The organism is Collimonas antrihumi (assembly GCF_018304965.1).
Classification (GTDB): domain Bacteria; phylum Pseudomonadota; class Gammaproteobacteria; order Burkholderiales; family Burkholderiaceae_D; genus Collimonas; species Collimonas antrihumi.
On sequence record NZ_JAGQED010000004.1, the window covers coordinates 87,419 to 105,721 of the forward strand.

13 protein-coding genes are annotated in these 18,303 nt (G+C 56.0%); 12 read left to right on the forward strand and 1 reads right to left on the reverse strand.

Annotated features, from left to right (window positions below; translation table 11 throughout):
- Window positions 1–78: 78 nt before the first annotated feature.
- The 8 genes from KHU29_RS05665 (at window position 79) to KHU29_RS05700 (ending at window position 13,682) form a co-directional block, all read left to right on the forward strand.
- The gene (locus tag KHU29_RS05665) at window positions 79–2,484 is read left to right on the forward strand and encodes a methyl-accepting chemotaxis protein (RefSeq protein ID WP_246541548.1); all 2,406 of its coding nucleotides are present in this window, start codon (window positions 79–81) and stop codon (window positions 2,482–2,484) included.
- Window positions 2,485–2,620: 136 nt separating this feature from the next.
- Window positions 2,621–8,548 (forward strand): hybrid sensor histidine kinase/response regulator, encoded by a 5,928-nt coding sequence (locus KHU29_RS05670; RefSeq protein WP_211451709.1) that lies wholly within the window; start codon window positions 2,621–2,623, stop codon window positions 8,546–8,548.
- 210 nt (window positions 8,549–8,758) lie between these two features.
- A complete protein-coding gene (locus KHU29_RS05675; protein WP_211451710.1) occupies window positions 8,759–9,427 on the forward strand; it encodes a YqgE/AlgH family protein in 669 nt (222 codons plus the stop codon).
- A gap of 48 nt (window positions 9,428–9,475) precedes the next feature.
- Window positions 9,476–9,874, forward strand: coding sequence for a Holliday junction resolvase RuvX (gene ruvX, locus KHU29_RS05680; RefSeq protein WP_211451711.1), 399 nt, complete (start codon window positions 9,476–9,478; stop codon window positions 9,872–9,874).
- Between the two features lie 42 nt (window positions 9,875–9,916).
- Complete coding sequence (pyrR, locus tag KHU29_RS05685) at window positions 9,917–10,438, forward strand: bifunctional pyr operon transcriptional regulator/uracil phosphoribosyltransferase PyrR (RefSeq protein ID WP_211451712.1); 522 nt, start codon at window positions 9,917–9,919, stop codon at window positions 10,436–10,438.
- Window positions 10,431–11,390 carry an aspartate carbamoyltransferase catalytic subunit gene (locus tag KHU29_RS05690; RefSeq protein ID WP_014004791.1) on the forward strand — a complete coding sequence of 320 codons (960 nt, stop codon included), beginning with the start codon at window positions 10,431–10,433 and terminating at the stop codon, window positions 11,388–11,390. Before pyrR ends, KHU29_RS05690 begins: the two co-directional genes overlap by 8 nt.
- Before the next feature lie 256 nt (window positions 11,391–11,646).
- Window positions 11,647–12,936, forward strand: a complete 1,290-nt coding sequence (locus tag KHU29_RS05695; RefSeq protein ID WP_211451713.1) for a dihydroorotase — start codon at window positions 11,647–11,649, stop codon at window positions 12,934–12,936.
- A complete protein-coding gene (locus tag KHU29_RS05700; RefSeq protein WP_211451714.1) occupies window positions 12,933–13,682 on the forward strand; it encodes a lysophospholipid acyltransferase family protein in 750 nt (249 codons plus the stop codon). The genes KHU29_RS05695 and KHU29_RS05700 overlap by 4 nt, the downstream gene beginning before the upstream one ends.
- 49 nt (window positions 13,683–13,731) lie before the next feature.
- Here KHU29_RS05700 and KHU29_RS05705 read toward each other — a convergent pair whose 3' ends face one another.
- Window positions 13,732–14,565 carry a symmetrical bis(5'-nucleosyl)-tetraphosphatase gene (locus KHU29_RS05705; RefSeq protein WP_211451715.1) on the reverse strand — a complete coding sequence of 278 codons (834 nt, stop codon included), beginning with the start codon at window positions 14,563–14,565 and terminating at the stop codon, window positions 13,732–13,734.
- Between the two features lie 218 nt (window positions 14,566–14,783).
- Between KHU29_RS05705 and rfbB the strand changes: the two genes are divergently transcribed.
- The 4 genes from rfbB to rfbD are packed head-to-tail and all read left to right on the forward strand — an operon-like array spanning window position 14,784 to window position 18,182.
- A complete protein-coding gene (gene rfbB / locus KHU29_RS05710; protein ID WP_211451716.1) occupies window positions 14,784–15,866 on the forward strand; it encodes a dTDP-glucose 4,6-dehydratase in 1,083 nt (360 codons plus the stop codon).
- Complete coding sequence (gene rfbA, locus KHU29_RS05715) at window positions 15,866–16,771, forward strand: glucose-1-phosphate thymidylyltransferase RfbA (protein WP_211451717.1); 906 nt, start codon at window positions 15,866–15,868, stop codon at window positions 16,769–16,771. The genes rfbB and rfbA overlap by 1 nt, the downstream gene beginning before the upstream one ends.
- Complete coding sequence (rfbC, locus tag KHU29_RS05720; RefSeq protein ID WP_211451718.1) at window positions 16,768–17,313, forward strand: dTDP-4-dehydrorhamnose 3,5-epimerase; 546 nt, start codon at window positions 16,768–16,770, stop codon at window positions 17,311–17,313. The genes rfbA and rfbC overlap by 4 nt, the downstream gene beginning before the upstream one ends.
- Window positions 17,310–18,182 (forward strand): dTDP-4-dehydrorhamnose reductase, encoded by an 873-nt coding sequence (gene rfbD, locus KHU29_RS05725; RefSeq protein WP_211451719.1) that lies wholly within the window; start codon window positions 17,310–17,312, stop codon window positions 18,180–18,182. Before rfbC ends, rfbD begins: the two co-directional genes overlap by 4 nt.
- Window positions 18,183–18,303 lie beyond the last annotated feature (121 nt).

Here is an 18,303-nt window from a genome sequence, read left to right on the forward strand (position 1 = left end):
TCCCAGGTACTGTTGCAACGGCGATTGCAACAGCGGCAGTACCCGGTGGCAGCGAATTTGCAATTAGGAGATTCTGTAATGGCATTCAAACTACCGTCTTTATCCAAGGCGGCCAAGGAAGAGCAGGGCGAAGCAGGCGATCGTTTCATGCAAGACGCATTGATGCATGATCCAGAACAGACTGTCATGGAAGAGCGTTTCATTCCTGAGCCGTCGCCCGCGCCGATATTGACGCCGATCGCTGCGCCGGAGCCGACTCCCGCGTCAACATCGTCATTCACCGCCGCTCCTCAGGAAACTGTCAAAGAATCCGCTGCTCCTGCAACTGCGGCTGCCGGGGCTGCTACGGCTACTTTTGCCGGCGCAGCTGCCAGCATCGCCAGTCCTGATTCGTCGCCGCTGCCGTTGATCGGCAAGTTGCCGCAACAAAAACAGATCCGTCTTCTGGTGACGGTGCTGGTCGGCGCTTTGCTGCTGACTATCCTGTTCCTGTGGCTGAGCGCCAAGAGTTCCGCGATGAGCTCGACCCAGACCCAGATCGCCGGCGACGCGCTGATGCACTCGCAGCGTATCGGTAAGGCGACGCCGAATGCGATTCAGGGCAATCCTGAAGCGTTTAAGCAGCTGGCCGACAGCCGCAAGGAATTCAACCAGGATTTGGGCATCTTGTTGAAGGGCGGCGATTACAAGGGTCACAACATCGGCACGCCAAGTGCATCGATGGATACCAAGCTGACTGAAGTCAACAAGGTCTGGTCGAATACCGACAAGGCCGCGGACACTATCCTCAAGCTGCAAAAGGAATTGACCAGCTTCGGTGTGACACTGCAAAAACTGAACGGTATCTCGCCGAACCTGCTCGATCTGTCGGAACAGATCGCGACACTGAAAACCCAAACCGGCGCCACCCCGCGCGAAATCGCCGCATCGTCGCAGCTGGTCATGTTGACCCAGCGTCTCGGTCGCAGCGCGAATGAATTCCTGACTTCCGAAGGTGTGAACCCGGAAACGGCGTTCTTGCTGGGTAAGGATACCAATACTTTCCGCGACATCGTCAGCGGCTTCCTGAACGGCAGCGACGTACTGCGCCTGCCGGCCAGCAAGAGCGAAGAAGAGCGCAGCAAGCTGACTGAACTGGAAAAGAGCTTTGCCGAGTATCAGGAATCGGTGGCATCGATTCTGGGTAACATGCAAAATTTCGTCTCCGCTAAACAATCGGAACAATTGATCTTTACCGAGAACGAAAACCTCAAGCAACGCCTGGGCGCCTTGCAAGATACCTATCGCGATGCACAGGACTCGCAGAGCATCTGGTTCTGGCTGATGTTGCTGGCCGCATTGACTACTCTGCTGGCAGCAGCAGCGATCGCCTGGGTCCAGGTGCAGGACGGACGTCACCGTACCCACGAAGCTGAGGTACGCCGGATGGAAGCGGAAGAGCAGCGTCTGCAAGCGATCCGCCAGGAAGAAGATGCAAGTAACGCCAACGACCAGAACCAGGCTGCGATTTTGCGTCTGATGAATGAATTGCAGGAAGTGGCGGACGGTGACTTGACGGTGCAGGCGACGGTGTCGGAAGACATTACCGGCGCGATTGCCGACTCGGTTAACTACACGGTGGAAGAATTGCGCGGACTGGTCGGCCGGGTTACCGCAACTGCACAACAGGTGACAGTGGCGTCGGACCAGGCGCAAAGCATTTCGATCGAACTGCTGGCTGCGTCGCAACGGCAGTCACGCGATATTCAGGAAACCACGCAAGCGGTTCTCGACATGGCGACCCAGATTACCGACGTTTCCAAATCGGCTAGTGAATCAGCTGAAGTGGCGCGGCAGTCGGTTAGTGCGGCGGAAGAAGGCTCCAAGGCGGTGGAAAACGCGATTTCCGGCATGAACGAAATTCGCGAACACATCCAGGAAACTTCGAAGCGCATCAAGCGGCTGGGTGAATCGTCACAGGAAATTGGTGAAATCACCGAACTGATTTCAGACATTACCGAACAGACCAACGTGCTGGCGCTGAATGCGGCGATCCAGGCTGCTTCGGCTGGTGAAGCCGGCCGCGGATTTTCGGTGGTTGCGGAAGAAGTTCAACGCCTGGCGGAACGTTCCGGTGCAGCGACCAAGCAGATTGGCGCGCTGGTACGTACCATTCAGACCGACACCCACGACGCGGTGGTGGCGATGGAGCGTTCGACGCAAGGGGTGGTCGAAGGGGCCAAGCTGTCAGATGCTGCCGGTGCGGCGTTGTCGGATATCCGGCGCGTTTCGAACCGGTTGGCGGAACTGATTCAAAGTATTTCTTCCACTACCGAGCAGCAGGCCAACTCGGCAAACGGCGTGGCTACCAACATTCAAAACATTCTCTCGGTTACCGAAAAGACGCGGGAAGGTACACGACAGACGGCCTTGTCGATTCGTGAACTGTCCAAGCTGGCAGAAGATTTGAAGAGCTCGGTATCGCGTTTCCGCGTGACCAATTAAAGGTGATTTCCAATACCCCCCCGCTGCGTCATTCCCGCGAAGGCGGGAATCCAATTCATTGGGTAGTGTGACGCAGCAATTTGGATCCCCGCGTGCGCGGGGATGACGGAGTTTTTAGAGATCCCACGAGGCAGTCATGACCACCGATTTTTCCAGTACCGCCGACTCTGCGCGAACGCATCTTGATACCGGACCATTGTCATGGGTGATGAGCGAAATTCGCGAGGCGCTGAATCAGTCCGGTAACGCCTTGTCCCAAGCGACTGGCGCTACCAGCGACGATCACTCGACCGCCATCCGCCATGCCAAAACCTATTTGCACCAGGCGCATGGCGCGTTGCAGATGGTCGACATCGATGGCGTCATCATCATTACCGAAACCATTGAAGACATACTCGAGCGTGCCGAGTCAGGCCAGGCTGAGCTGAGCGCGCAGCATGTGCAGATTATCGGCAACGCCTATCAGGCATTGATCGAATACCTGGACGAAGTATTGGCTGGCGGCAGCCATCAGCCAGTGCGTTTGTTTCCCTACTATCAGGCGCTGCTGGAAATCCGCGGCGCCGAAAGAATCCACCCGGCCGATCTGTTTTTCCCTGACCTGACCATTCGCCCGCACTTTCCTGCGGCGGAGCAGGTTGCGGCAGTCGACGCCGAAGTTTATCTGCCATTGCGCAAGCGCTTCGAACGCGCGCTGCTGCCGTTCCTGAAAAGCGCCGACAAGCCGGTTGAGCTGGAAAACGCTGCAGCCATGCAAGTGGTGGTGACAGAAGTCGAGCAAATGCAACGCAACCAGCAATCGCGCGCATTCTGGTGGGTGATGCACGGTTTCTCGGAAGCGGTTGCCAACGAGCAGATATCCAACGAACTCTACGTTAAACAATTATTTGCCCGTATTAACCTGCAGTTGCGGCGTCTGAGCCAGGGCTCGTCGAGCATTTCGGAACGGTTGTTGCGGGATGCCCTGTTTTTTATCGCCGGCGTTGAACAAGCCTCCAAGCTGGCAAACCAGATTCGTATTGCCTATCGTTTGAATGGCCTGGTGCCGGCAGATTACAACATCCGCCACTACGGTCAGATTAGCCTGGATGCATTGGGCGCTGCCAAAGATCGCCTGAACCAAGCCAAGAACATGTGGGACCGGCTCGCCAGCGGCGATGCCAGCCCTGCAGCTGCTTTCGAACAGGAAATGCACGGTTTGAGCGAAGCCGGCAGCCGGCTTAACTCGCCATCGCTGTCGAAGCTGCTGCGCGAACTCAATGGCATAGCGCGGCACGCTGCACATTCGCGGCCAGGCGATGCGATCTGCATGGAAATCGCCACCAGCCTGCTGTTTATTGAAAACACGCTTAATCACATCAGCCGCCTGCCAGAGAATTTTTCCGAACGCGCCGATGCGATGACCGCGCGACTCTTGTCGGTGGTATCCGGTGAGAAGCTGGGCAAACCGGCGCAATGGATTGACGATATCTATCGTGAAGCGCAACAGCGCCAGACCGTCAAAATGCTGGCATCTGAAATGTTGTCCAGCTTGCGCCAGGTCGAAAAAATGCTGGACGAATTTTTTAACGATCCGGAGCGGCGTGAAGTATTGACCCAGATCGAACAAGTTCTGCATCAGATTCAAGGCGCACTGGCGATCCAGGAGCAGAGCGACGCCATGCGTGTGGTCGAACATACGCGCAGTACTTTGCAGCGTTTTGCGGCGGAAGGCAGCGATGTTGTCCCGGAACAAAAAGAGTTCGAACAGATTGCGCAGAACATCGGCGCGCTCAGCTTCTTTATCGAAACGTTGCAGCATCAGTCGGATACGCAAAACAATCATTTCACTTTTGATGAAGCGGCGGGCGTGTTCCGCATCAACCTGCTGGAGCGGCGTGCCGTGGTTGCGGCGCCTTTGCCTGATCCGATAGTGCCTTCATCTGCCGGCGATAGTCATGCGATTGTGGCAAACACGGTCGTTGGCGACAGCTTGCCGTCCTTGCCCGAGTTGGCAACAGTAGAAGATGAGCTGCTGCAGCATCAGCAGCAATCTGCGGAACTGGCGCTGTCGTTGACCGCGCAGCCGCATGATCCGGAACTGCAGGAACGATTGAAAGAGTCGTTGGTGCAGATGCGGGTTGACGCTGCGTTGAGCGACAATCCCGAAGCTACCGATCGCGCCCAGGCTGCCATCGACATCCTCGATCATCCCGATTTCTCGGGGTCGCAGCAATCGATGGCCGAAATTGTCACCACCATCGTGCCGCTGCACACGGCAGAAGCCGCAGCACCGGTGGCCGCGATAGCCGTAAGCGACGAGGAGGCTGATGCCGAACTGCGTGAGATTTTTTTGTCCGAAGCGGACGAGGTCCTGACGAATGCCAGGAACACCTTGCCGCTGCTGCACGACGCACCCCATAAGCAAGAGCCTTTAACCATACTGCGCCGTGCTTTTCATACCCTGAAGGGCAGTGGCCGCATGATCGGCCTGAACGCTTTCGGCGAAGCCGCCTGGAGCATTGAACAGGTATTGAATTTGTGGTTGTCCGAATCGCGTGCGGTGAGCGACAACCTGAATGCCTTGCTGGACCACGCTGTGACCCAGCTGGATGGCTGGGTAAAAGAGATTCAGCAGCACGGGCATTCGCAACAGACGCCGGATGCATTGGCTGAAGCGGCTGCAAGAGTCCGCGAAGGCGGGCCGTTTGCGGAGACTGTGCCGGCTCGGACGGTTTCGACCGCGCCGGAGGAATTGCATGAGTTCGGTGATTTGCCGGAACAGCCGCTGCAAGCAGAGGAAATCCAGCTGACCGACGATGATCTGGCTTTCTTCAGCGACGCAAATGTCACCCATTCAGTAGACATTGAGCAGGTGCAATTGCCGGAGATTTCGTCTGAAGAGCATTTGGAAACAATTGCAGAGCCTGAGGTTATCGCGGCAGCGCCAGAAAATCAGGCCACGCCGGTCAGCGCCGAGGTAATCGCTTTTCCCGGCATGCAGGAAATCCGTCATGACGACAGCACCAAGCAAATTGGCGATTTGACTATCAGCCTGCCGCTCTACAATATTTATCTGGCCGAGACCGACCAGCTGGTGCGTCATCTGTCGCATGATTTTGCCGAATGGCGGCATGAACCGGAGCGGCCGGTGCTGACACAATCGGTGCATGCAGCGCATTCGCTGGCCGGTAGTTCCGCTACGGTGGGTTTCAAGCCTTTGCAGGAAGTAGCGCATGCGCTGGAGATGGCGCTGCAACGGATGGCGCTGCAACCAGGCAGCTTGCACGGATCGGACTACAACACCCTCCAGCTCAGCGTTGAGCGAGTCAAATGGATGTTGCAGCAATTTACGCAAGGTGACATGCCGTATTACGAGCCGGCCCTGGTTAGCAGCCTGGACAGCCTGTGGCAAGGTCAGGAATCGCGTGGTGTCGAAGCAGAGACTACCGCCAATCCCGACGTGGCGCAGACGCCGCAAGTAGCTGCCGCACCTGAATTTGAACCCGTCGCTGAAGTTCGCGCTGAGGCAGGCAACGTGCAACCCGTGCAACCGATATCGGTTGCGCCGGTTGCCTCTGCTACCCCTGTTTCCCCTGTTACGCCGCACCATCCTGCTGCGATAGTGCCTCATTTGTTCGATACCGCAGCGGAAGAGATCGACCCTGCGCTGGTGGTCCGGGATGAGCTGGATCCCGACTTGTTGCCGGTGTTTCTGGAAGAAGGCAGCGACATGCTGCCGCAAATCGGCAGCGCCTTGCGCAGCTGGCAGCAGAGTCCGTCCGACGTCAAACCGTCGCAAGCAATCCTGCGTCATCTGCACACCATCAAGGGCAGTGCCCGCATGGCTGGCGCGATGGTGCTGGGCCAGCATATGCACGAGATGGAAAGCCATATCGAAGTGATTCTGCAGTCGGGTACGTCTTCCCGCCAGACCATCGATGAGTTGCTGACACATTATGACCGCGGCGCGCAGATGTTCGAGAATCTGCGCAATCCGCAAGCGCAGCAGCCGGTGGCACCAGTTACACCAGTTGCATCAGTTGCATCAGTTGAGCCTGCCGCGACGCCAGAAGCACATGCGGCGGTCAATTTGCCGAGCGTGATGCCGCCGCTGGCCGCTGGCGTAGCGCCGGTGCCGGCGGTGTTTAGCACCAGCACTAGCGCCACGGGGCTGGTGTCGCAGGTGCGTGTCAATGCCGAAGTGCTGGATCGGCTCGTGAATCAGGCCGGTGAAGTTTCGATTACACGTTCGCGGCTTGAATCGGGTATCGGCACCTTGCAGATATCTTTGTCGGAACTGACTGAAAACGTCGATCGCCTGCGCAGCCAGTTGCGGGAAATCGAAATCCAGGCGGAAGCGCAGATCAGTTCGCGCATGACGTTGGCCGGCGAGCGCGAATTCGATCCGCTTGAATTCGACCGCTTTACCCGTTTGCAGGAACTGACCCGGATGATGGCGGAGAGCGTCAATGACGTCGCCTCGCTGCAAAAGAATCTGACCAGTACGGTAGATGGCGCTAACGCCGACTTGCTGACCCAACGCCGCTTGACGCGTGATCTGCAACAGGATCTGATGCATGTGCGTATGGTGCAGTTTGCGAGTATCGCCGAGCGTTTGTATCGATTGACGCGCCAGGTCGCCAAAGAACTGGACAAGCGCGTCAACCTGGATATCCGCGGCAGCAACGTTGAAATCGATCGCAGCGTATTGGAAAAAATGATCGGTCCGTTCGAGCATTTGCTGCGTAATGCGATCGTTCACGGGATTGAATCGCGTGAAGCGCGGCGCGCAGCCGGCAAGAGCGAAACCGGCGAGCTGAAGCTGGAAATCCGCCAGGACGGCAATGAAATTCTGATTCAGTTATCGGATGACGGCCAGGGTTTGAACCTGCAGCGTATCCGCGACAAGGCGCGCACCACCGGCCTGCTGGAAAGCGATCAGCAGATAACCGACCTGGAAACCACCGACCTGATTTTCCGTCCCGGGTTTTCGACCGCGACGGATGTCACGGAACTGGCTGGCCGCGGCGTCGGCATGGATGTGGTGCGTTCTGAAGCGGCTTCCCTGGGCGGCCGCGTTGCCGTCAGCAGCGATGCCGGCCAGGGTACGCATTTCACGATTCACTTGCCATTGACACTGGCGGTTACCCAGGTGGTGCTGTTGACCACCGGCGGCCACACCTATGCCGTGCCGTCTGCGCTGGTCGAGCAGGTGCAGCAATTGAAGTCGAAGGCGCTGGCCGCGGCTTACAACGATGGCTCGCTGATCTGGCAAGGGCATAAAGTGCCGCTCCAATATTTGTCGACCTTGCTGGGCGATGTCGATATGGTGCCGGTGGCGCAGCAGTATTCACCCATCATCATTTTGCGTAGCGGTAATGACCGGGTCGCGCTGCATGTGGATGAAATCGTCGGTAACCGAGAAGTCGTGGTCAAGAATATCGGCCCGCAGCTGTCGCGGATGATCGGAATAGCCGGCGCTACCGTGCTGGGTTCGGGCGACATCGTGCTGATCTTGAACCCGGTACCGCTGGTCCAGCGGCAGTTGCAAAACGCATCGCATGAACTGCGGGCGCCGCGGCAATCTGAGCTGGCTACCCATGATGTGATGGGCGCCGTCGCGGAAATGAACGGCAGCGCCGAACCCGGGTTGCTGCAAACCGCGCAGACCGCCCAGGCCGTGCAGGGTTTGCGCAGCCAGAGTGTGGTGATGGTCGTCGACGATTCGCTGACCGTGCGCCGGGTGACCCAACGTTTGCTGTCACGTGAAGGTTACCAGGTGGTATTGGCCAAAGACGGTGTCGACGCGCTGGAGCAACTGCAAGCGATTACGCCTGATGTGATGCTGGTGGATATTGAAATGCCGCGTATGGATGGTTTCGATCTGAGCCGCAATATCCGTAACGACGAACGCACCCGTCATATCCCTATCATCATGATTACTTCACGCACCGCTGCAAAGCATCGCAGCTATGCGATGGAGCTGGGCGTCAACGAGTATCTGGGCAAGCCGTATCAGGAAGATGAATTGATCAGCACCATCAAGTCATACATCAGTAAAGAAGCCAATACCCTGCAATAACACTTTGTGCGCGTGTGTGGAGGATAGCTTTCGTCACACACGCCCATAATCCGTAGGGTGGGCACCTGTGCCCACGCGTGACCGCAATAACCGGAGTACAGACCCGCGCGGCACAGAAATAGGCAGATGTGTAAAGTGAACTCCGCGTGGGCACAGTGCCCACCCTGCCAGAGCCGGCTTTAGCGCATTCAAAACTGATAAAATGCGTCTATGGCTAAGCTCGATACAACTCCGGAAGATCCTCCAGCGCACAAGAGCGGCGCGAAGGCGGGCGTGGATTCGCCGTTCCTGAATCTGACAAATCATTTCCTTATTGCAATGCCTTCCATGCTGGATCCCATTTTCGGCGGGACCGTGGTCTATTTGTGTGAGCATAATGCCAATGGTGCACTAGGCGTGGTGATCAACAAACCGACCGATATGACCATGCAGGTGTTATTCGACCGCATCGATCTGAAGCTTGAAATCAGCCCCGGATCGGGCGAGCCGGGTGAACTGGAATTCGGCGATCCGATGGCCGAACGGCCCGTGATGTTTGGCGGTCCGGTCCAGGTCGAGCGTGGTTTTGTGCTGCATACACCGGTCAAGCAGTATTCGTCGACACTGAAAGTGACGGATCAGATCGCCATGACTACCTCCAAAGATGTGCTGGAGGAAGTGGCCCATGGCAACGGGCCGCAGCGGATCCTGGTCAGCCTGGGATGTTCCGGCTGGAGCGCCGGCCAGCTGGAAAGTGAAATTGTCCACAACGGCTGGCTGACCGTGGCTGCCGATCCCGCCATCATTTTTGAATTGCCGATTGCCGAACGTTTTGCCGCAGCGGTCAATCTGTTGGGCATTTCACCTTATATGCTGACTGCGGAATCCGGACGTGCGTGAGTTGTCAGAGTCGCCAGAGTGCCAAAATGACCTGCCAGGGAGCCTGGCATGAGCGGTTTGGCCGGTACCGTGCTGGGTTTCGATTTCGGCTTGAAGCGTATCGGGGTAGCCGTTGGCAATACCGTGCTGAAACAGGCGCAACCGCTGCAGGTGATCAGTGCTGCCACCAATGACGGCAAGTTTGCCGAAATCGCGGTGCTGATCAAGGAATGGCAGCCGGTCCTGTGCGTAGTAGGCTTGCCCCTGCATCCTGATGGCGCGACACATGAAATGACTGTCCGCTGCCAACGCTTCGCCAATCAGTTGCATGGCCGCTATGCTGTCGCCACGGCGCTGGTAGATGAACGTTACTCGTCTGCCGTCATCAGGCAGCAGCGTGGCGAAGTGATCGACGACCAGGCTGCGGCCATTATTCTGCAGCAGTATTTTGACGACTTATCTGGGTAACTTATCTGAATGATTTTGTTCTGATTTTGCGATGAAGATGCAATGACTACAACCACCCCCCAATTCGATGCCGAAGCACTGTATCAGGTGCTTGAGGTCAAAGTAAAAGCAGCGTTGGCGCAGGTCGACAATGTTGCCATAGTCGGTATTTACTCAGGCGGCGCATGGATCGCCGAACGTCTGGTCGCGGCCTTGCAATTGAATCCGGGCGAACGCCTTGGCTTTATCGACGTATCGTTCTATCGCGACGACTTTTCTGAAAAAGGTCTGCGTAGCGATGTCAAGCCGAGCCAGATCCCGTTCGACGTCAACGGCGCCACAATCCTGCTGGTGGACGACGTGCTGTACACCGGGCGCACCACGCGCGCTGCGATCAACGAATTGTTCGATTATGGCCGTCCCGCAAAAATCATGCTGGCTGCACTGATCGACCGCGGCGAGCGAGACCTGCCGGTGGCAGCCGATTTTGTCGCCGATGCAGTTACGCTGCAACCAGGCCAATCCCTACAACTTCAACGCGCCGACGACGGCAGCTTTTCCCTGATGGTGCACTCTAATGCTTAATCCCCAACTGAATAAAAACGGCGAACTGCAACATCTGTTGACCATAGAAGGCTTGCCGACTTCGGTGGTGACTCACATCCTGGATACAGCATCTTCATTTGTCGGCGTCAGCGACCGCGATGTAAAAAAGGTGCCGCTGATGCGCGGCAAAAGCGTATTCAATCTGTTTTTCGAAAACTCGACCCGCACCCGCACCACTTTCGAGATCGCCTCCAAGCGCCTGTCGGCCGATGTCATCAACCTGAATATTTCCGCCTCCAGCGCCAGCAAGGGTGAATCGCTGCTGGATACGATCGACAATCTATCGGCGATGCACGCCGACATGTTCGTGGTGCGTCATGCGCAATCCGGCGCGCCGTACCTGATCGCCAAACATCTCACCGATACCAGACAACACCATGTCCATGTGGTGAATGCAGGCGATGGCCGTCATGCCCATCCGACCCAGGGCTTGCTGGACATGTACACGATCCGGCATTACAAAAAGGATTTCAGCAATCTGACTGTAGCGATTGTCGGCGACATCCTGCATAGCCGGGTTGCGCGCTCAGACATCCACGGATTGACTACCTTGGGCGTGCCGGAAGTGCGCGCCATCGGGCCGCGCACTTTGCTGCCGAGCGGCCTCGAGCAAATGGGCGTGCGCGTATTCACCGACATGAACGAAGGCTTGAAAGGCGTCGACGTGATCATCATGCTGCGCTTGCAGAATGAACGCATGAGCGGGGCGCTGCTGCCGTCGGCGCAAGAGTTTTTCAAGAGTTACGGCCTGACGCCGGAGCGCCTGGCGCTGGCCAAGCCGGATGCGATTGTGATGCATCCGGGGCCGATGAATCGTGGTGTGGAAATCGACTCCGCCGTTGCCGACGGTGCACAGGCTGTGATTTTGCCGCAGGTGACATTTGGCATCGCGGTGCGGATGGCGGTAATGAGCATTCTGGCCGGGAATTGAAATGAGCGTTTATAAGCGACGTTGCGTCATTCCCACGAAGTGTACTTAAGATACCCTCAAAAAACTCCGTCATCCCCGCGAACGCGGGGATCCAAGTTACTGATTTAAAATGGATTCCCGCGTTCGCGGGAATGACGGGGTTGCCGAGACAGGGTCGCCGAGACGTAACAGGGTCATTTGAGCTGCTCGTAGGGCGTCGCTGATTTACATGCTTTTATCCAGACAATTATTTATAGAATCGCCATAACATTTACAGATGAAACTTCACATCAAAAACGGCCGTCTGATCGACCCCGCAAACAATATCGACGCGCAACAAGATCTGTTTATTGCCGCAGGCAAGATCGTCGGCGTTGGCGCCGCCCCCGCCGATTTTTCCGCCAACAAAACGATTGATGCCGGCGGCCTGGTGGTGACGCCGGGCCTGGTTGATCTGAGTGCGCGCCTGCGTGAACCCGGCTACGAATACAAGGCTACGCTGGAATCGGAAATGCAGGCCGCAATGCAGGGCGGCGTCACCAGCCTGGTATGCCCGCCGGATACCGATCCGGTGCTGGACGAGCCGGGCCTGGTGGAGATGCTGAAGCATCGCGCCAAAAGCTTGAACCAGGCGCACGTCTATCCGCTGGGTGCGTTGACGGTCGGGCTCAAGGGTAAGGAGCTGACAGAAATGGCAGAGCTGACCGATGCCGGCTGTATCGGTTTCGCGCAGGCTGAAGAGCCGATTCTGGACACCACCGTGCTGCTGCGCGCCTTGCAATACGCGCGGACCTTTGACTACACCGTCTGGCTGCGTCCGCAAGATCCTTATCTGGGGCTTGGCGGGATTGCGCATAGCGGCGCGGTAGCTTCGCGGCTCGGGTTGTCGGGCGTGCCTACCATGGCGGAAACGATTCGCCTGCATACCATTTTTGAACTGGTGCGCGCGACCGGCGCACGCGTGCATTTATGCCGGATTTCTTCGGCTCCGGGTCTGGAGTTGATCAGGAGCGCCAAGAAAGAAGGCTTGCCGATCAGTTGCGACGTCGGCGCCCACCATATCCACATGACGGATGTCGATATCGGTTTCTTCGATTCCAATGCAAGAATGACGCCGCCGTTCCGTTCGCAACGCGATCGCGATGCCATCCGGCAGGCGCTGCTGGATGGCACCATCGATGCGATTTGTTCAGACCATACGCCGGTCGACGACGATGAAAAATTGCTGCCGTTCGGCGAAGCGACGCCCGGCGCCACCGGTCTCGAACTGCTGCTGTCGCTGGCCTTGAAATGGGCTGAGGAATGTGTGTCTCCTGCGCAGCAAGGACTCAGCCGGGCAGTGGCAAAGATCACCACCGATGCGGCACGCGTGGCTGGCTTGCCGGCAGGCCAGCTGAAGGTTGGCAGTATCGCCGATATCTGCATTTTCGATCCGGCCATACGCTGGAAAGTAGAAGCGAAAGAGTTGGCTAGCCAGGGCAAGCACACGCCGTTTCTCGGATATGAACTGAGCGGAAGGGTCAAGACCACGATTGTGGCCGGTCATATAGCATTCGAACGTGTATGAGCGGCTTGCGTTTGATACGGGTGCTGATGCATCTGGTTGTCGGCTTGTGGACCTGTGCGGTCGTGTTCCCGCTGATCGATACGGCGGGGCGGCAGCTGCGCATACGGCGCTGGTCGCTTGAGCTGTTGGCAATCTGCCGAGTCCAGGTCACGTTATGCAATCCGCAAAACAGCGCAGCTGCAGCACGCGCCCTGATCGTTGCCAATCACGTGTCGTGGCTCGATATCTTCGTCATCAACTCGATCCAGACTTGCCAGTTCGTCGGCAAATCGGATATCCGCGATTGGCCTTTGCTCGGCTGGTTGTGCGAAAAAGGCGGCACGATTTTTATCACGCGCGGCAAACAGCGCGACGTACGGCGCATATTCCAGGGCCTCGTAACAAGTATTGAAGCTGGCGCCAGAGTCGCCTTCTTCCCCGAAGGAACCACGGCGGCGCAGGGTTCGATCCTGCCTTTCCACGCCAACCTGTTCGAGGCCGCGCTCGATGCGAAAGCACCGGTCCAGCCTTATGCCTTGCGCTATCTGGATGCGCACGGAGCACTGCATCCAGCCGCGGACTTCATCGGCGACATGACTTTTGCCCAAAGCATGCTGGCGATTTTGAAAGCACCTCCCATGAGAGCCGAGCTGATTCAATTGGCGCCCATCGATACGACAGGATTACATCGCCGCGACCTGGCAGTCATCGCACGCGCCTCGATTGCAGAGGCATTGGGCGTGATGGAAAAAGAAGGGGTCGCCTAGACGGGGACGCCTAGTCGGGGACGCCCAGACGCGGTCGAGACCTGAAGTTTTATCCCGGCCGCTGCGCCTGCGGACAACTGACCTGAAGCAGTAGGCGATCGGCTAGCCGAATCGCAGTCAGTTTGCCGCCCCACACGCAGCCGGTGTCCAGTCCGATCAGATTCGGCCTGAGCACCAGCCCCAAGGTTGACCAATGCCCGCACACGACTGTGACATCCCGGGTCTGCCGTTGCGGCACGTCGAACCACGGCAGATAGCCGGGCAGGGATATACCGGTGCTTCCCTTGGCAGTCAATTCCATGGTGCCATCTTCAGTGCAAAAACGCAGGCGGGTCAACGCGTTGACGATACAGCGCAAGCGTTCGTTGCCTTGCAGCGCATCGTCCCAGCGAGCTGGCTTGTCCCCGTACATTTCGCGCAAGAACTCCACCCAATGCGGACCGCGCAGCACGTTTTCAACTTCTTGCGCCAACGACACCGTTTTGGCCGCAGACCACTGCGGCAGTGTGCCGGCATGCACAAATAAGTGGCCATCTTCCAGCAACGCCAGCGGGCGCTGCCTTAGCCAGTCGAGTAACTCGTCGCGATCGGGGGCGTTGAGAATTTCATCCAGTGTGTCGCTGCGATGGAGTTTGCGTATGCCATGTGCGGCGGCCAGCAGATGTAAATCGTGATTGCCGAGCAGGGCTTGTGCGCGATCGCCGAGTGAGCGAATCAGTCTGAGCGTTGCCAGTGACTGCGGGCCGCGGTTGACCAGGTCGCCGACGAAGATCAGGCGCGCGTCGGGGGTTGTCGAATCAATCTTTTCTAACAGAGATAACAGGCTTTGGTAGCAGCCTTGCAGATCGCCAATGGCATATAAATCAGAGCGAATTAGAGGCATGTCTGTAAGTAATGGGTTGGCAGGTTGGAATTCGCTATTGTAGATGGCTGCAACGCGTTTATCAGTCGTTCGGAGGCATCATGATATGTAATTCATGTAGCTTGGCTATGCTAAGAATAGGGCATAATCCAAGATTGCTCTCATATTTTATATTGCCATATTGCCATTGATATGGAGTTTAACCTCACGATTCTTTTGATCGAATTTAGGGTAATACCATGATTTTCATTACTGGCGGAGCCGGTTTTATTGGGTCCAATTTCGTTCTCGACTGGCTGTCGCAAAATGACGAGCCCGTGATTAACTTCGATAAATTGACTTACGCTGGCAATATGAATAATTTGGCGAGCCTGCGCCAGGATTCGCGTCATATCTTTGTACATGGAGATATTGCCGACACGGCACAAGTTGCATCACTGTTAGCGCAATATAAACCGCGTGCGATCATCAATGTTGCAGCGGAAAGTCATGTCGATCGTTCGATTCTCGGACCGGCGGCTTTCGTGGAAACTAATGTCAATGGTACGTTTGGCCTGCTGGAAGCGACCCGCGCCTATTGGAGCGCCCTGACCAATGCCGACAAGACAGCATTCCGTTTTCTGCACGTTTCAACCGACGAGGTATATGGCACGCTGGGTCCCGATGACGCCCCGTTTACCGAATCCACCCGGTACGCGCCCAACAGCCCGTATTCAGCTTCGAAGGCGGCTTCAGACCATTTGGTCCGCTCCTACCACCATACCTATGGTGTGCCTGCACTGACGACCAATTGTTCTAATAACTACGGGCCCTATCATTTTCCCGAAAAGCTGATTCCACTGATCATCACCAACGCCCGTGAGGGCAAGCCGCTGCCCATATACGGCGATGGACAGCAAGTGCGCGACTGGCTCTATGTGACGGATCACTGTGCCGCGCTGCGCAGGGTGCTGGAAGCAGGCAAGCCAGGTGAGACCTACAACATCGGAGGCTGGAACGAGAAAACGAATCTTCACGTGGTCCATGCATTATGTGACATTCTCCAACGGCTGGCTCCTAAAGCGCACGGCAGCTATCGCGACCAGATTGTGTACGTCACGGACCGTCCCGGCCATGACCGGCGCTATGCTATCGACGCGCGGAAAATCGAGCGCGAGCTCGGTTGGAGGCCGACGGAGAGTTTTGAATCGGGCATTCAAAAGACAGTGCAGTGGTACCTGAGCAATCAAGACTGGGTACGCGATGTGCAATCCGGTGTTTATCTGAAATGGCTAGAGAAAAATTACATGCAGCGTGAAGCAAAGCCGGAGGCATCAGACTGATGGTCGCAACCACTCAAAAACACCGTAAGGGCATCATCTTGGCCGGCGGCTCCGGCACACGGCTATACCCGGTGACAATGTTTGTTTCCAAACAATTACTGCCGGTGTATGACAAACCGATGATCTATTATCCGCTGACCACTTTGATGTTGGGCGGGATCACGGATATCCTGATCATCTCGACGCCGCAAGACATGCCGCGCTTTGAAGGATTGCTTGGTGATGGCAGCCAGTGGGGAATCAACCTGAGCTACGCGATCCAGCCAACGCCGGACGGGCTGGCACAAGCCTTCATCATCGGGCGTGATTTCCTCGATGGCGCACCAGCGGCGTTAATCTTGGGCGATAACATTTTTTATGGCAGTAATTTTGAGCAAAGCTTGCTTAAGGCGTCGTCCAGCACGTCTGGGGCCACCGTATTTGCCTATCATGTAACAGATCCTGAGCGCTATGGTGTAGTCGAGTTTGATGCTCGGGGAAAGGTCTTGTCACTGGCAGAAAAGCCAGCTCAGCCTAAATCGAATTATGCGGTGACTGGTCTCTATTTTTACAATGCCGATGTGGTGGATATTGCTGCCGCAGTCCGGCCGTCTACTCGCGGTGAACTTGAAATAACCGACGTCAATCGCGAGTATCTGTCGCGCGGAAATCTCAATGTGGAGGTGATGGGGCGCGGTATGGCATGGCTGGATACAGGCACGCATGAGTCGTTGCTGGACGCAGCTCAATTTATTGCAACGATCGAAAAACGGCAAGGGTTGAAAGTTGCGTGTCCCGAGGAGATTGCTTATCGCAAAGGCTATATCGATGCCATTCAGTTAGAAAAACTTGCGCAGCCTTTAATGAAAAATGAATACGGGCAATATCTGTTGAGATTGCTTACGGAGCAGGTTTTCAAACCATGAAAATTGTTGCGACAGATCTTCCGGAAGTACTCGTCATTGAGCCGAAAGTGTTCCGAGATGCGCGCGGTACATTCTGGGAGAGTTTCAACGAGCGCCGTTTTTTTGAATTGACTGGGGTGAAAACCTCTTTCGTTCAAGATAATCACTCCATGTCGGTAAAAGGAGCTATCCATGGTTTGCATTACCAAATACGCCAGCCCCAAGGTAAATTAGTACGCGTGGTTGAGGGAAAAGTATTTGATGTTGCTGTCGATTTGCGTAAAACTTCAACTACCTTCGGCCAGTGGACAGGTACAGTTTTATCCGCAGAGAATAAATTGCAGATGTGGATTCCTGCTGGTTTTGCGCATGGGTTCCTGGTGCTGAGCGACTCTGCGGAATTCCTATACAAGGTAACCGATTATTACGCACCGGAACACGAGCGCGCGATTCGGTGGGATGACCCGGTTATTGGAATTGACTGGCCCGTTGAAGCTCCGCCTTTGCTATCAGCAAAAGACCAGGCCGCCCGGTGGCTTAATGATGCGGAAGTATTTGCGTGAAGATTCTACTCACAGGAAAAGCCGGTCAAGTCGGCTATGAGCTAGAGCGAAGCTTGCAAGGACTGGGCGAGATTGTTGCAGTAGATCGCGCGCAAATGAATTTAGCCGATCTTGACCAGGTGCGCGACGTCATCCGTACAGTCAAGCCTGCCCTCATTGTCAATGCCGCTGCCTATACCGCTGTAGACGAGGCTGAGCAAGAACCGGATCTTGCCATGCGCATCAACGGCGAAGCTCCAGCCGTTATGGCCCAAGAAGCCGGGAAGCTGGGTGCGGCAATAATTCATTATTCAAGCGATTACGTTTTCGACGGTAAAAAGACCGTTCCTTATACTGAAAGCGATCCTGCGTGCCCGATAAACGTGTATGGGCAAACAAAGCTGGCAGGCGAGCAGGCCATACAGGCAGCAGGCATACCACATCTGATTCTACGAACCAGCTGGGTCTATGGCATGCGCGGCAATAATTTTTTGTTGACGGTTTTGCGCCTTGCGCAAGAGCGCGAGGAATTGCACATAGTCAATGATCAGCATGGTGCACCGACATGGTGTCGTACAATTGCTGACGCCACCGCACACATCATCGCGCAAAGCAGGAGTGCGCAGCCAACTGCGGAGTGGTGGAAAGAACGGTCTGGCCTTTACCATATGACTGCCCAAGGTCAGACAACATGGTACGATTTTGCCCTAGCCATTCTGGCGAACACATCAATAGCTAGAAATCCTCTGGTTACCCCGATAGCTACCCATGAATACCAAGCAGCCGTTGGACGACCTGCTAATTCAAAGCTATCATGCGATCTGTTCATGAATACCTTCTGCAGCCTGCCTGAATGGGGGAATGCGTTGCGTCTGTGTCAACAGCTATAAATTAAAGAATCTCACACATTGATATTATTTCTTTATTAATATCGAATCGGTATGCATCCGGCTAAATAATTGATGCATTTTTTATAATGTCAGATGTTTTAAAACGGCAACGCTAATCCTG

Excerpts from the sequence above, each read along its gene's own strand:
- KHU29_RS05700 (WP_211451714.1), top strand. The coding sequence starts at position 12,933 with ATGAGCGGCTTGCGTTTGATACGGGTGCTGATGCATCTGGTTGTCGGC.
- ruvX (WP_211451711.1), top strand. The coding sequence starts at position 9,476 with ATGAGCGGTTTGGCCGGTACCGTGCTGGGTTTCGATTTCGGCTTGAAG.
- KHU29_RS05665 (WP_246541548.1), top strand. The coding sequence starts at position 79 with ATGGCATTCAAACTACCGTCTTTATCCAAGGCGGCCAAGGAAGAGCAG.
- KHU29_RS05705 (WP_211451715.1), bottom strand. The coding sequence starts at position 14,565 with ATGCCTCTAATTCGCTCTGATTTATATGCCATTGGCGATCTGCAAGGC.
- KHU29_RS05695 (WP_211451713.1), top strand. The coding sequence starts at position 11,647 with ATGAAACTTCACATCAAAAACGGCCGTCTGATCGACCCCGCAAACAAT.
- KHU29_RS05690 (WP_014004791.1), top strand. The coding sequence starts at position 10,431 with ATGCTTAATCCCCAACTGAATAAAAACGGCGAACTGCAACATCTGTTG.
- rfbA (WP_211451717.1), top strand. The coding sequence starts at position 15,866 with ATGGTCGCAACCACTCAAAAACACCGTAAGGGCATCATCTTGGCCGGC.
- rfbB (WP_211451716.1), top strand. The coding sequence starts at position 14,784 with ATGATTTTCATTACTGGCGGAGCCGGTTTTATTGGGTCCAATTTCGTT.
- rfbC (WP_211451718.1), top strand. The coding sequence starts at position 16,768 with ATGAAAATTGTTGCGACAGATCTTCCGGAAGTACTCGTCATTGAGCCG.
- pyrR (WP_211451712.1), top strand. The coding sequence starts at position 9,917 with ATGACTACAACCACCCCCCAATTCGATGCCGAAGCACTGTATCAGGTG.
- KHU29_RS05675 (WP_211451710.1), top strand. The coding sequence starts at position 8,759 with ATGGCTAAGCTCGATACAACTCCGGAAGATCCTCCAGCGCACAAGAGC.
- KHU29_RS05670 (WP_211451709.1), top strand. The coding sequence starts at position 2,621 with ATGACCACCGATTTTTCCAGTACCGCCGACTCTGCGCGAACGCATCTT.